Below are 14,341 nucleotides of genomic sequence, written 5' to 3' on the forward strand. Positions count from 1 at the left end.
GTTGGGTGATCGGAGCGGCGCTTCTGTTCTGAGGCGTGCAATCGTTGGGCCAATATGAACTCTCATCCATATCGCCCGACATAGTCCGGCAGGGAAGATAGTGTCTGCTATCTACCCAGCTACATAGTCGTCACACGCATGCCACGCACGCGCTCGACGCCGGGGTCGAACTTGTGACGGTGCGCGACAATCTCCGTCATGCCTCGATCGCGACGACCTCGACCTACCTGCACGGCGAAGAGGCGAAGCGTGCACGCCAGGTCAGCGCAGCGTTCCGGCGTCAGCCACCTCGCCAACCGCGACGCGAGGACAGATTTCGTTCGACCCGGTAGTCGAACGTTGGCGCGAGTGTATCCCCTGACATCTTAGGCACCGGAACGGCACCGGGTTGAACGCATCGATTATCGACATTTAGCACGCAGACTTTGTTGTACCCGAACGACAAACCTTGCGACCCCGCAGCAAAAAAGAGTTTGACAGACTATCTTAAGATATATATCTTAAGATGCATCTTACGACACTCATAGGAGAGTCCCAGATGCGTCATCCTCATCATTTTTCCGGTCCGCGCGGCGCGCGCGACCGTTTTCATGCCGGCTTCGGCCTTCCGTCGTCGCAGGCGAGCGAAGTCGCCGACCTCGGCGCCTCCGAAGCATGCGCTTCCTCAGGCGCCCGCCACCACTACCTGCTGCACGTTTTGCGTCACGCCTTTGGCCGCCATCACGAGGGGCGCTTCGGCGGCCGTGGCGCACGCTTCGGCGGTGGTTTCGGCGGTCCGGGCGGATACGGTAGTTTCGGCGGCGGCCCCGGCGGCTTCGGCGGCGACGGCGATGGTTTCCCCCGTGGTCGCAAATTCAGCTCCGACGATCTGCAACTGCTGCTGCTATCGCTGATCGAAGCGCAGCCGAGTCACGGCTACGAGTTGATCAAGGCGCTCGAAACGCGCTCGAACGGCTTCTACAGCCCGAGCCCCGGCATGGTCTATCCAGCACTGACCTACCTCGAAGAACTCGGCTACGTCACCGTGCAGCTCGAAGGCAACCGCAAGCGCTATGAGCTGGCGGATGCGGGCCGCGAATATCTGGCCGCGAACCGCGAGCGCGTCGAGCTGATGCTCGCGCGACTCTCGCATATCGCACGCAAGATGGATTCGGTGCGCCGCGCGTTTGCCGGCGAGGAGCCGGCCGACGTCAGCGAAGGCGGCTGGGTGCCCGAGCTGAATGAAGCGCGCCGCACGCTGAAGAACGCGCTGCTGCGCCGCGACAACGCGCCGGCCGACGAACAGCGCCGCATCGCAGCGATTCTGATGCGCGCGGCCAAAGAAATCGAAGGCGGCAGCCGTGGCGACATCGCAAAGCCCGGCAACGACAGCGAGCCGACCGCCTGACAACGCGCGCCCGTCCACGAGGCGACCCGCGCGTCCTCCTGAACCGAACCGGAGCATCGCCCATATGCAAGAGCAACACACTCGCCCTGATCTCGCCGTGCATCGCGTACGGCATCCGTTGAAGTTTCGTCTGCTGCAGGTCAAGCAGGTACGCGCGCTGACGCCGCACCTGATTCGCGTGACCTTCACCGGCGACGATCTGCACGACTTCGTCTCAGCCTCGTTCGACGACCACATCAAGGTCTTCTTCCCCGACCCCGGCGCTGACAAACCTACGCTGCCGCAAGCCGGCCCCGACGGCCCGGTGTTCCCGGAAGGCAAGCGGCCGACCGCGCGCGATTTCACGCCGCGCCGTTTCGATCGCGACGCCCGCGAGCTCGACATCGAGTTCGCGATGCACGACGCGGGCCCCGCAGCGACGTGGGCCGCGCAGGCGCAGGTGGGCCAGTATCTGGGCGTCGGCGGCCCGCGCGGTTCGCTGGTGATTCCGACCGGCTTCGACTGGCATCTGCTGATCGGCGACGACACCGCGCTGCCCGCGATCGCGCGCCGTCTCGAAGAGTTGCCTGCCGCCACGCGCGTCGCCGCGGTGATCGAGGTCGCCGATCCGTCGGCGCGCATCGAATTCACGACGCAGGCCGAGGTGCATCTCGTCTGGTGCTATCGCAACGAAGCCAACACGCAAAACGGCACGCGCGGCGAAGCGCTGTTGCACGCGGTGCGCGAGACCTGGCTGCCGGAGAAAGGCGAAGGCTACGTGTGGGCCGCAGGCGAAGCGGCAACGATCCGCGCGGTGCGTCAGCATCTATGCGGCGAGCGCGGCGTCGACAAAACGCGGATTCGCGCGGCCAGCTACTGGAAACAGGGCGCGGTCGCGGTCCACGAAACGATCGACGACTGAGCTTCTGCTCGCGTGGCGCGCGGCATTAGCGGCGTACTTCGAACGACAACAAAAGGAAATCAACCGATGTACTCAATCACTGCACGGCACGAGCGTCGTTTGTTGTGGCTGCTCGCGCTCACGCAGTTCACGATCATCATGGACTTCATGGTGATGATGCCGCTCGGCCCGCAGATCATGAGCGCGTTCCAGATCGCGCCGGCCGCGTTCGCGACGGCCGTATCGGCGTATTCGTGGTGCTCGGGGCTGTCGGGCCTGTTCGCGGCGACCTATATCGACCGCTTTGACCGGCGCCGTCTGCTGCTCACCATTTACGCGCTGTTCGCGCTGTCGAACCTCGCGTGCGCGCTCGCGTCGAGCTTCGCGCTGCTGCTCGCCGCGCGTGCGTTCGCGGGCATCACGGGCGGCGTGCTCGGCTCCGTGATCATGGCGATCGTCGGCGACGTGATCCCCCTGCAACGGCGCGGCGCCGCGACCGGCACGATCATGACCGCGTTCTCGCTTGCGGCGATCGCCGGCGTGCCGGCCGGCGTGATGCTCGGCGCGCAGTTCGGCTGGGCGGCGCCGTTCTTCCTGCTGGTCGCGTTGTCGCTGCTGGTGTGGTTCGCGGCCTCGCAACAGGTGCCGTCGCTGGCCGCGCATCTGAGCCGCCGGCAGCCGCCGCTCGCGGAAGTACTGCCCGAGCTGTGGCGCCTGCTGAGCAACCGAAGCCATCTGAACGCGTTCGCGCTGACGTTCATGATGATGATCGCGCACATGCTGGTGATCCCGTTCATCGCGCCGATGCTGGTCGCCAATCACGGCGTCGCGCCGCGACAGCTGTCGTGGCTGTACATGGCCGGCGGTGCGGCGACCTTCTTCACGTCGCGCCTCGTCGGCAGATTCGCCGACCGCTTCGGCACGCAGCGCGTGTTCCGCTGCGCGGCGCTGCTGTCGTTCGTGCCGGTGCTGTTCATCACGCATCTGCCGAACCTGCCGTTCTACGCGCTCGTGCTGTTCTTCCCGTGCTTCCTCGTGTTGATGAACGGCCGCATGGTGCCGATGCAGGCACTGCTGACCACGGTCCCCGAGCCCGCGCGACGCGGTGCGTTCCTGAGCGCGAACAGCGCGCTGCAGGCGCTCGGCACCGGCACCGGCGCGTGGCTCGGCGGCTTGATGCTGAGCACGTCGGCTGATGGCCGCATCGCCGGATATGGAACCGTCGGCTGGGCGGCGGTGGCGGTCGCATGCGCGGCGGTGCTGTGGGTCTCGCGCGTGAAGGGCGTGCCGCGCGAAGTGGCGGCGGCCAGCGCCGCTGGCGCGACGATGCCTCGCGCCGGCATTGAAGCTCACATCGCTGGAGAAGGTTAGCGATGCCATGCGGCGCGCGGTGTCGCTGCGCCAACTGCGCGCCGCGCGTTACGCCTCATCGTCGGTGCTGCCCGTCAGCGCGCGCCGCGCGGCCTCGCCCTGACCGTGCGACGCCGTGTAAAACACGCGCGCCCGGCCGATCACGATTTTCAGCGTCGCGATGACGGGCACCGCGAGAAAAATCCCAGCGACGCCGCCAAGCTGATCGCCCGCGAGCAGTCCGACGATTACCAGAAACGGACTGACCTCCACGCCTTCGCTCATCAGATACGGATTGAGCACGTAGTCCTGGAACAGCCGGTACAGTCCGATAAAAATCACGAGCCACAACAGGTGCGGATAGCCGCTGAATACGGCTACCACGAGCGTGATCGCGACCGCGGCAAGCGGCCCCGCGAACGGCACGAATTCGAGCATCCCCGCGCTGACCGCGAGCAGAAACGCGTACGGCACGCCGAGCAGCGAAAACACGACGCCGTAGCTAAATAGCGTGGCGAGCGACAGCAACAGCAGCGCGCGCACGTACTTCGACAGCAGCACGTTCAGATCGTCGACGATCTCGTTCCACAGCACGCGATGCCGGCTGTTCAGCAACGCCAGAAACGCGTCGCGCATCCGTTCGCCGTCCTTGATCAGCAGGAAGCTCAGAATCGGAATCAGCACCAGGTAGATCAGGTTGCTCGCCGCATGGACGACGCCGAGCCCGAGGCTGCGCGCCAACGGCACGGCCTTGTCGGAACCGGTCTCGATCTGGCTGCGCACGAAATCGACGATCCGCTCGCGCAGCGGTTCGAGAAAATGCGGAAGCGGAAAACGGTTCGGCACATCGGTGCGCAGCAGCGCGGGCAGTTGCGTGACGAGGCGCGTCGCCTGATCCTGCAATTCCACGCCGAACACTGAGCCAACCACCGCGAGCAGCGCGACCACGACGACGAACACGACCGCGATCGACACGACGCGCGGCATGCGGCGCGGCCTCACGCGTTCGACCAGCACCACCATCGGGTAGATCAGATAGCTGAAAAACACCGCGAACACGACGACGAGCACCGTCGTCGACGCGATATAGATGAGGAAAAATAGCAGCGCGAGCAGAGACGCGGTCCAGACTTTCCTGGCCGCGCCGACGTCGAATCCCAGCATGAAGCGTCCTCGAATGGGCGATGCGGCGCCGGCGCGACGAGTGCGCCGGCTGACTCTGGACCGTAACAGAAATTTACACGTTCCGTGTGTCGGACGCCGCGCCGCGAGGGCGCGACGCGGCGAGCACCGGCAGCGTGCGAGGCGCTACGCACGCGGTGCGTCATTGCACGGCTTGCGTGCCTGACTTGATGTGCCCGAAACCTGGGGGCAGGATAAATGAAGCTGCGGGTATGTGAAGTTTCGGCTCGCTAACCCTTCACACGCTCTCGTAACTCTTCGGTTTCTTCGCCGATTCTCGCCTGTATCCTGCCGGCTATTTTCTCGGCCGCTCCTTCGGCCTGCTTCGCGCGATTGCCGGTGACCTTGGCAATCGCTTCCTTGACCGAGCCCTTGAGCTCCTTTGCTGTACCTTCTACACGATTCCTGTCCATGGTGCCTTCCTGCTAGGTTTGACTGTGGAGTTGCCTGCTGGCGTTGCAACGAAACAGCCAACGTACGGCGCGACGCGCCTCGTTATGGCGCGGATCGCTTCGCCAGAGGCGATCCGCGTCGGAGCAACCTGAAAATTCCTAGCATTCGTCGTTCCCGATATCCAGTGCGCCGCGCATCGTCACCTCACCGTGACGGTGTCCTTCGCGGCGTCGTTGGCGGCATCCTTGCCGTGAGCCGGATCAGGATGATCATCTTTCGCGCCATGAAAGATATGCTTGAAAAGTTCCTTGTTCTTTGCGCCATTCAAGAGGTTTCGCAGCGCGGCTTCGTCGTGATTGATGAAGCACGCGGGAGGCTTGGTCCGGTCGATCACGTAGACGCACTGCTTCTGCAGATTGCCGGCGTCGGGCAGCTTGCCGCGGAAGATCTTGTCACGCAGGAACGTGCACATTTCTTCCCAGCACTCCTCGGTGGATTTGCCCGCCGCGCAGGACCGCAAAATTTCGGTCTTCAGAATGGCCTCTGGCACGGCATAGTAAATCGGATAACCCGCTCTCAGGTAAAGTTGCAGTTGCAACACTTCGTAACAGCGGCCCAACGCATGGATCGACGGCACGAGCAAAGACCGTTCATCCGACTCGTCTCCTTCGGTGGGTCCGGTCGCCGTCTGACTGCCCTTCGAGCGGGAGTCGACGTAGGGAGCCGCCTCGCCTTCCTCTTCCGCGAGACGCTTCTTCTCCTCGACCTCGCGTTCCGCGATGGTCCGTGCCCGTTCTTCTTCTCCACGGCAAATGTGGACATAGAACACGAGGAACGTGAAGGCCGTGACCAGCAACGCAAGCAGCCAGCTCTCACCCATGCTGGTTGCACGATCAGCGTCGCTGACTTCCTTCATCACCGCGGCGATCTTTTTAACGCACTCGATGCCGGGAGGAAAGCAATCCGCATCCGGCACGCGATGCGAGAAGGTCACCACCCAGTAGATACCGCTGCCCACCAGAACCGCAATGCCGCCTGGCGCGGTGAGGGCGAGCTTTTTTGCATGAGGGCCCTGCTCGACGTGGGAAGCGGGTTTGTCGCCGAAGGGTTTGGAGCGGCAATTCTCATCTGACGGCTTTTCCATGCGCATTGCCTCCTGATCGATCAAGAGCACGAGAATGCGGGAAGCGGTGACGTATAAACGCACCGTAGGTCGGACGAGCGCCGTGATGAGGGCTGCGAGCAGGCTTTGCCGGTCGGGACGGGGCTGAACTATCTATCTAAGATTGCGCCCGGAAAGATGTCAATTGGCGCGCGTAGTTTGTGTCCGCCAGACCACAATTGGCACCGGCGGCTGATGGGCGGGACATGCCAAGCAGACCTAAGGGCGCGCGCGGGTGCGCCGGGCCGCGCGCCTCGCGCGGCATGCGATACGCCGCGCAAGTCAGTCGCCATGCTCCGCGCCCAGCGCCGCCAGTGGATGCGCGTCGCGATGCCACGGCGAACTCAGGAAATGCCGCACGCGCTCGGGTTGCACATCGGCGAGCGTCGCCGGTGACCAGCGCGGCCGACGGTCCTTGTCGATCAGTTGCGCGCGCACGCCCTCGCGGAAATCGCCTTCCTCGATCGAGCGCTTCACGATGCCGAGCTCCATCCGGAAGCAATCGGCAAGCGTCATCTGCCGGCCGCGCAGCAGCGCTTCGCGCGTCACGTGCAGCATCGTCGGCGAATGGGCGGTCAGTGCGTCGTAGGTCGCTTGCAGCCATTGCCGCACCTCGCGCGGCGGTTCGCGTTCGAGATCCTGGCGCAGTGTCGCGACGATGCGCTCGACGCCCGAACGCCGGTCGAAGTGGCGCAGGATCAGTTGCGTCAGCGCGCCGAGCGGCGCGTGCGGCACGATATTGCACGGCGGCTCGAACACGGCGCGCAGCGCGTCGATGCGCTCGCCGTCGTGCGACATGCGCTGCAGACGTTCCTCGAAGCTCGCGAGCCAGTCGGCCGGCACGCACAGGTCGGCCAGTTGCAGGCGCATCGCATCGGCGCCCGCTAGCGTCGCGCCAGTCAGCCCGACATACAGCGCAAGCTCGGCCGGCATCACGCTCAGAAAGCGGCTCGCGCCGACGTCGGGCACGAAGCCGATGCGCGTCTCCGGCATCGCGATGCGGCTGCGTTCGGTCACGATGCGCAGCCGCGCCGCCTGGCCGAGGCCCATGCCGCCGCCCATCGCGATGCCGTCGAGCAGCGCGACCACCGGCTTCGGAAACGTGTGCAACGCGTAATCGAGCCGGTACTCGTCGACGAAGAACGCGAGCCAGCGTGGGTCACCCTGCGTCGCGAGCCGATGCACCTCGCGCACGTCGCCGCCCGCGCAAAAGCCCTTGTCGCCAGCGCCCTTCAGCACCAGCGCGACGATCCCGGGATCGGTGCGGCAATGCTCGACCAGCACCGCGAGTTCGCGCACCATCGCGTGCGACAGCGCGTTGAGCGCGGCAGGCCGGTTCAGCGTGATGATCGCCACGCGGTTGACGACGCGCAACAGCACGTCGGGTTCGGCTTGCGTGTTCGTCACGTCGCGCATTTCGACCGCAAAGCCGTGCAAAGCGCTCATCGCTGCGTCTCCCGCGATGCACGGCTCGTCTGCCAGCGCGGCGCGCGTTTTTCGAGGAACGCGTTGACGCCCTCGCGCTGATCGGCGCCATCGAACAGATCGACGAAGCGCTCGCGTTCTAGCGCGAGCGCGGCGGCGCGCGGCACGCCATGCCGCGCCTGATGGATCAGCTCCTTGCTGAAGCTGACCGCCTGCGGGCTCAAACCGGTGACGCGCTGCGCCATGTTCAACGCGGCTTCACGCGCGGCGCCGCGCTCCACCACTTCTTCGACGAGACCGATGCTGAGCGCGGTCGCCGCATCGACGCGCTCGCCGGTCAGAATCATCCGCTTGGCCCAGCCTTCGCCGACGAGCCACGGCAGCGTCTGCGTGCCGCAGCCGCATGGCAGCAGACCGACCGCCGTCTCGGGGAGCGCCAACACCGCATGCTGCTCGGCGATGCGGATATCGCACGCGAGCGCGCATTCGAGACCGCCGCCCATCGCAAAGCCGTTGAGCGCCGCGATGACGACGGGCCGCGCGTTCTGCAGCGACTCGAAGGCCGCGCCGAAACGCGCGGCCGCGGTGCGCGCGACTTCGCGATTGCCGTCGGCGAACGTGTTCAGATCGGCGCCCGCGCTGAAAAACTTCGGACCGTCGCCGGTGATCACGAGCGCGCGCACGCGCGCATCGGCGTTCAACCGCTCGACGGTGCGTTGCAATTGCAGCAGACCGTCAGGCGTGAAAGCGTTCGCGGGGGGCCGTTTCAACGTGATCAAAGCAACGGCGCCGTCATGTGCGTAATCGAGGTCGATCATTGCGTGCCTCCGTGGCCGTTAGCGCCGCGCTCACGCGAGCGATACAGCTTGATCACCGCCGAAAAGTCCAGGCGCCCCGCGCCGTTCGCGCTCATCGTTTGATAAAGCTGCTGCGCGAGCGCGCCGAGATAGACCGGTTGACGCACGCCGCGCGCGGCATCGGTGGCGAGGCCGAGGTCTTTCAGCATCAGGTCGGTGCCGAAGCCGCCGCTATAGCCGCGCGACGACGGCGCGGTCTCGATCACGCCCGGCATCGGGTTATACGTGTCCGAACTCCAGCAGCGCCCGGTCGACGTATTGATGATGCTACCGAGCACCTTCGTGTCGATACCGAGCGCCTCGCCGAGCGACATCGCCTCGGCGACGCCCGCCATCGAGATGCCGAGCACGAGGTTGTTGCAGATCTTCGCGACCTGGCCCGTGCCGGTGTCGCCGCAATGCACGATGTTTTTTCCCATCGCCGACAGCACTGGCTTGACCTGCTCGTACGCGCTAGCACTGCCGCCGACCATGAAGGTCAGCGTGCCCGCCGCCGCGCCGCCCGTGCCGCCCGAGACCGGTGCATCGACGAAGCTGTTGCCATGAGCCGCGGCGAGTTCGGCAAGCGCTTTTACGCTGGCGGGGTCGATCGTGCTCGAATCGATGATCGGCACGCCCGGCGCGATGCCGGCGAGGATGCCATCGTCCGCGACGAGCACGCTGCGCACGTGAGCCGCGGCGGGCAGCATCGTGATCACGCATTCGACGTCGCTCGCGGCGGCTTGCGGTGAGCGGGCCGGCTGCGCGCCCGCGTCGACGAACGTGCGCACAGCTTGCGCGCTGAGGTCGAACACGTTGAGCGCGTGGCCCGCCTTCAGCAGGTTCAGCGCCATCGGCGCGCCCATATTGCCGAGTCCGATAAAGCCGATCTTCATGATGTCGTCTCCGTGTGTGCCTTCAACGCAGGCGGATCGTCGTGTTGACGCCATCGTTGACGGTGTCGTCGTCGAACCAGCGCGCGGTGACCGTCTTGGTCTGCGTGTAGAACTGCACGACCTGCTTGCCGTAGGGACCGAGATCGCCAAGCTTCGAGCCGCGCGAACCGGTGAAGCTGAAAAACGGCACCGGCACCGGGATAGGAATGTTGATGCCGACCTGGCCGATATCGATCTCGCTCTGGAACTTGCGCGCCGCCGCGCCGCTTTGCGTGAAGAGGCCGACGCCGTTGCCGAACGGGTTGGCGTTGACGAGCGCGATCGCATCGTCGAGCGTCGCGACGTTCAGCACCACGAGCACCGGCCCGAAGATTTCGGCGCGGTAGATTTCCATGTCGGCCGTCACGTCGGTGAACACCGTCGGGCCGATGAAGTTGCCCTGCTCGTAGCCGTGCACGTTCACATCGCGGCCGTCGAGCACGAGTGTCGCGCCCTCTTTCACGCCAGCGTCGATCAGGCCGAGAATGCGCTGCTTCGCGGCGCGCGACACGACCGGCCCGACATCGGTGCCCGGCTCGTGACCCGCGTTGACCTTCAGCGTCTTCGCCTTCGCGACGAGCTCGGGCAGCCATTCGCGCGCGGCACCGACCAGCACCGCCACCGAACTCGCCATGCAGCGTTGCCCAGCGGCGCCGAACGCGGCGCCGGCGAGCGCGTTGAGGGTCTGTTCGCGATTCGCGTCGGGCAGCACGACCGCGTGGTTCTTCGCGCCCATCATCGACTGCACTCGCTTGCCGTATTCGCTGCCGAGGCGATATACGTGCGTGCCGACCGCCGTCGAGCCGACGAACGAAATCGCCTTCACCAGTTCGTGCGTGCACAGCGCATCGACGACTTCCTTGCCGCCGTGCACGACGTTCAGCACTCCCTTCGGCACGCCGGCTTCGAGCGCAAGCTCGACGAGCTGCATCGTCGACAGCGGGTCCTGCTCGGATGGTTTCAGCACGAAGGTATTGCCGCACACGAGCGCCATCGGGAACATCCACAGCGGGATCATCGCGGGAAAATTGAACGGCGTGATGCCGACGCATACGCCGAGCGGCTGGCGCAGCGTGTAGGTGTCCACACCACCCGCGACGTTCTCGGCGAACTCCCCCTGCTGCAACGTGCCGATCGAACACGCGTGCTCGACGACTTCCAGACCGCGGAAGATGTCGCCCTCGGCATCGGGAATCGTCTTGCCCTGCTCGGCCGACAGCGTCTTCGCGATGCGCGGCATACGCTCGCGAATCAGCGCCTGGTACTTCAGCATGATGCGCATGCGCGCGCCGATCGGCGTGTCCTTCCACGTTTTGAACGCGGCGTGCGCGCTGCGCACTGCCGCGTCGACTTCCGCGACGGTCGCGAACGGCACGCGGGCGAGGACCGCCTGCGTGGCCGGGTTCACGATGTCGCGCCACTCGGTCGTCTTCGATTCGACGAACTCGCCGTTGATCAGCAGTTTGACGGTGGCCACGGCGCCGGCAACGTCGCGGCCGGTCTCGTTCGAAGCAAGGGTGCTCATGCTGAAACTCCTGTGATTTAGAAAACAGTGCCCCGACGCGTCGAATCCGAAGCTCGGATTCAACGCGTGCGATTCACACCGGGGCGGCAAACCAGCAATGGCGAGGAATAAAGACAGTCACCGCAAGTCGGGAAAATCCTCTTCCCAATACTCGTCCGGCAGACGCGCGGGCTCGGCCGCGCGCTCCATTTCGCGGCGCCGCAATTCGACGCGGCGGATCTTGCCGGAGATCGTCTTCGGCAGTTCGCTGAATTGCAGACGGCGAATCCGCTTGTACGGCGCGAGTTTTTCACGCGAGAACGCGAACACCGCGCGCGCGAGTTCGGGACCGGCTTCGTAGCCGTGACGCACGGTGACGAACGCCTTCGGCACCGACAGACGCAACGCGTCCGCGCTCGGCACGACGGCCGCCTCGCCGATCGCCTCGTGTTCGATCAGCACGCTTTCGAGTTCGAACGGACTCAGGCGATAGTCGGACGACTTGAACACGTCGTCCGAGCGGCCGACGTATACGTAGTAGCCGTCGTCGCGACGCAGCGCGACATCCGACGTGCGATAGAAGCCGTTGCGCATCGACTGCGCGGTCGCGTTGGCGTTGTTCGCATAACCCGTCATCAGGCCGAGCGGCCGTTCGACGAGCGGCAGCGCGATTTCGCCTTCGCCGACCGGCTGGTCGTCGGCGTCGAGCAGCTCGACCCGGTAGCCCGGCAGCGGACGCCCCATCGAGCCGGCCACGACCGGCTGGCCCGGCGAATTGCCGATCTGGCAGGTCGTTTCGGTCTGGCCGTAGCCATCGCGAATCGTAATGCCCCACGCGTGCCTGACGCGCTCGATGACCTCCGGATTCAGCGGCTCGCCAGCGCCGACGATTTCGCGCAGCTTCACCGGATAGTCGCCGAGCGGCTCCTGCACGAGCATGCGCCAGACGGTCGGCGGCGCGCACAGCGTGGTGACGTTGAAGCGCACGAGCGCGGCGAGTGTGTCTTTCGGCACGAACCGCGGGACGTTGAACACGAACACGCAGGCCTGCGCGTTCCACGGCGCGAAGAAGCAGCTCCACGCGTGCTTGGCCCAGCCCGGCGAGCTGATGTTCCAATGGATGTCGCCGGGTTGCAGGCCGATCCAGTACATCGTCGACAGATGCCCGACCGGATAGCTCTGGTGCGTATGCTCAACCAGCTTCGGCTTCGATGTGGTGCCGGACGTGAAGTACAGCAACAGCGGATCGCTGGCGTGGGTGACGCCGTCCGGCGTGAAATGCGGCGAAGCCTCGTACGCGGCGGCAACATCGATCCAGCCGTCGCGCGGCGCACCGACCGACAGGCGGGTGAGCGGCACGTCGAGCGCATCGAATTTGCCCAGCTCCGCGCTGTCGACCACGACGAACTTCGCGCCGCCGATCTGCACGCGGTCGCGCACGTCCTCGCCGGATAGCTGCGTGGTGGCGGGCAGCACGATCGCGCCGAGCTTCATCGCGGCGAGCATGACGTCCCATAACTCGACGCGGTTCGGCAGCATCAGCAGCACACGGTCGCCACGGCCGACGCCCACGCCGCGCAGAAAGTTCGCCATCCGCGACGAGCGCTCCGACATCTGCGCGTACGACAGACGCAGGCCGTCGCTGGAAGGATCGTCGACGATCCACAGCGCGGGGTTGTCGTTGTCATGCGCGATCGCGTCGAAGTAGTCGAGCGCCCAGTTGAACTCGCCGAGAGCGGGCCACGCGAATTCGCGGTACGCGCGCTCGTAGTCGGTGCGATGCCGCACTAGCAGATCGCGCGCTTCGAGAAAGGCTTTCGCTGCTGTCATCGTCGTCTCCTGTCGACCAGAGTTAGCGCTTTAGCGCTTACTCCGGTCCCATGCAACGTAGTTGCGAGTGGCGCGGGGCGCGCTCGGTTTTTTTCGCCGCGGTGATCCCAGGCGAGCATCCGCGGCCAGGCTATTGTGCGCTCAAACACCGCCCTCAAACATGGCGCGCGATCACCATCCGCTGCACTTCGCTCGTCCCTTCGTAAATCTGCGTGATCCGTGCATCCCGATAGTGGCGCTCGACCGCATAGTCCTCCAGATAGCCGTAGCCGCCATGAATCTGGATCGCGTTCGAACAGATCTCCTCCGCAAGCTCCGACGCAAAAAGCTTCGCCTGCGACGCCTCCGACAGACACGGCCGCCCCGCCGAGCGCAGCCGTGCCGCGTGATGCACGAGCAGGCGCGCGGCATTCAGGCGCGTCGCCATGTCGGCAAGCATGTTCGCGATCGTCTGGTGGTCTTTCAGCGGCTTGCCGAACTGCTCGCGCTCGTTCGCGTAGCGGCGCGCGGCGTCGAACGCGGCGCGCGCAATGCCGACTGCCTGCGCGGCGATGCCGATGCGTCCGCCTTCGAGATTCGACAGCGCGATGCGCAGACCCTCGCCCGGCTCGCCGAGCAGATTGGCCTCGGGCACCGCGCACTGATCGAGCGAGATCGGACAGGTGTCGGACGCGCGAATGCCGAGCTTGTGCTCCGGCCGGCCGACGTTGAAACCCGGCGTCGAGGTCGGCACGATGAAGGCGGACAGGCCGCGCTTACCGCGCTCGGGATCGGTGACCGCGAACACGATCGCGAGACCGGCGCGCGCGCCGTTGGTCACGAACTGCTTGCTGCCGTTCAGAACCCACTGCCCGTCGCGCCGCTCCGCGCGGGTGCGCAGATTGTTCGCCTCGGACCCCGCCTGCGGCTCGGTCAGGCAAAACGCGCCGATCGTCCGGCCGTTGGCGAGCTCGCGCAGATAGCGGTCTTTCTGCGCGGCGCTGCCGAAGTTCAGGATCGGCGCGCAGCCGACCGAGTTGTGCACGCTCATCAGCGTCGCGCAGGCGGCGCAACCGGCCGCGATCTCTTCGAGCGCGAGCGCATAGGCGACGTAATCGGTGTAGGAACCGCCCCACTCGGCCGGCACCATCATGCCCAGAAAGCCGAGTTCGCCCAGCTGCGCGACGACCTCGGCCGGCAATTGCGCGTCGCGATCCCATTGCGCCGCGTGCGGCGCGAGGCATTCGGTCGCGAAGTCGCGCGCGGCGTCGCGGATCATCCGTTGTTCGTCGGTGTAGAAGCTGTCCATGACTGCGTCCTCGTTGGTGCTGACGGCCGTGCTGGCGATCGCGGCGATGCGGCAAGTGTAGGCAAGCGGCCCGCGCCGTTCGATGCTCGCTCCGCTCATTCTTGCTGAGCGCTTTTGCCACACTGCTACCATGCACGGACATGGGGCCTCGCCATTTCAAGGGCTTCAT

12 protein-coding genes and 1 pseudogene are annotated in these 14,341 nt (G+C 65.6%); 4 read left to right on the plus strand and 9 right to left on the minus strand.

The genetic code is table 11. The annotated features are described in order from the left end of the window. Positions 1-128: 128 nt before the first annotated feature. The 4 genes and pseudogenes from HDG39_RS35335 to HDG39_RS29960 all read left to right on the plus strand — a co-directional run. Positions 129-332, plus strand: a pseudogene (locus tag HDG39_RS35335) (integrase); the annotation flags it as partial. A 206-nt stretch (positions 333-538) separates the two neighbouring features. Next, a complete protein-coding gene (locus tag HDG39_RS29950; protein ID WP_184011228.1) occupies positions 539-1,387 on the plus strand; it encodes a PadR family transcriptional regulator in 849 nt (282 codons plus the stop codon). Between the two features lie 64 nt (positions 1,388-1,451). Continuing rightward, the gene (locus HDG39_RS29955) at positions 1,452-2,288 is read left to right on the plus strand and encodes a siderophore-interacting protein (protein ID WP_184011230.1); all 837 of its coding nucleotides are present in this window, start codon (positions 1,452-1,454) and stop codon (positions 2,286-2,288) included. A 66-nt stretch (positions 2,289-2,354) separates the two neighbouring features. Continuing rightward, positions 2,355-3,638, plus strand: a complete 1,284-nt coding sequence (locus HDG39_RS29960) for an MFS transporter (RefSeq protein ID WP_184011232.1) — start codon at positions 2,355-2,357, stop codon at positions 3,636-3,638. A 48-nt stretch (positions 3,639-3,686) separates the two neighbouring features. Here the strand turns inward: HDG39_RS29960 and HDG39_RS29965 are convergent, their stop codons facing one another. The 9 genes from HDG39_RS29965 to HDG39_RS30010 all read right to left on the minus strand — a co-directional run bounded on the left by HDG39_RS29965 (position 3,687) and on the right by HDG39_RS30010 (position 14,172). Then, positions 3,687-4,781 carry an AI-2E family transporter gene (locus HDG39_RS29965; RefSeq protein ID WP_184011234.1) on the minus strand — a complete coding sequence of 365 codons (1,095 nt, stop codon included), beginning with the start codon at positions 4,779-4,781 and terminating at the stop codon, positions 3,687-3,689. A 248-nt stretch (positions 4,782-5,029) separates the two neighbouring features. Beyond that, positions 5,030-5,212 carry a CsbD family protein gene (locus tag HDG39_RS29970; RefSeq protein ID WP_184011235.1) on the minus strand — a complete coding sequence of 61 codons (183 nt, stop codon included), beginning with the start codon at positions 5,210-5,212 and terminating at the stop codon, positions 5,030-5,032. 179 nt (positions 5,213-5,391) lie between these two features. Beyond that, on the minus strand, positions 5,392-6,336 hold the full coding sequence (locus HDG39_RS35340; RefSeq protein WP_260328354.1) for a hypothetical protein: 945 nt from the start codon (positions 6,334-6,336) through the stop codon (positions 5,392-5,394). Between the two features lie 300 nt (positions 6,337-6,636). Continuing rightward, positions 6,637-7,800, minus strand: a complete 1,164-nt coding sequence (locus tag HDG39_RS29985; RefSeq protein WP_184011237.1) for an enoyl-CoA hydratase/isomerase family protein — start codon at positions 7,798-7,800, stop codon at positions 6,637-6,639. After that, complete coding sequence (locus HDG39_RS29990) at positions 7,797-8,597, minus strand: enoyl-CoA hydratase (RefSeq protein WP_184011239.1); 801 nt, start codon at positions 8,595-8,597, stop codon at positions 7,797-7,799. The genes HDG39_RS29985 and HDG39_RS29990 overlap by 4 nt, the downstream gene beginning before the upstream one ends. Beyond that, positions 8,594-9,511 (minus strand): 3-hydroxyisobutyrate dehydrogenase, encoded by a 918-nt coding sequence (gene mmsB, locus HDG39_RS29995; protein WP_184011241.1) that lies wholly within the window; start codon positions 9,509-9,511, stop codon positions 8,594-8,596. The genes HDG39_RS29990 and mmsB overlap by 4 nt, the downstream gene beginning before the upstream one ends. Positions 9,512-9,533: 22 nt before the next feature. Continuing rightward, a complete protein-coding gene (locus HDG39_RS30000; protein ID WP_184011243.1) occupies positions 9,534-11,075 on the minus strand; it encodes a CoA-acylating methylmalonate-semialdehyde dehydrogenase in 1,542 nt (513 codons plus the stop codon). Positions 11,076-11,192: 117 nt separating this feature from the next. Continuing rightward, positions 11,193-12,884, minus strand: a complete 1,692-nt coding sequence (locus HDG39_RS30005) for an AMP-binding protein (RefSeq protein WP_184011245.1) — start codon at positions 12,882-12,884, stop codon at positions 11,193-11,195. Between the two features lie 154 nt (positions 12,885-13,038). Further along, positions 13,039-14,172 carry an acyl-CoA dehydrogenase family protein gene (locus tag HDG39_RS30010; protein WP_184011326.1) on the minus strand — a complete coding sequence of 378 codons (1,134 nt, stop codon included), beginning with the start codon at positions 14,170-14,172 and terminating at the stop codon, positions 13,039-13,041. Positions 14,173-14,341 lie beyond the last annotated feature (169 nt).

The organism is Paraburkholderia lebeckiae (assembly GCF_014201005.1).
Lineage (GTDB): Bacteria > Pseudomonadota > Gammaproteobacteria > Burkholderiales > Burkholderiaceae > Paraburkholderia > Paraburkholderia tuberum.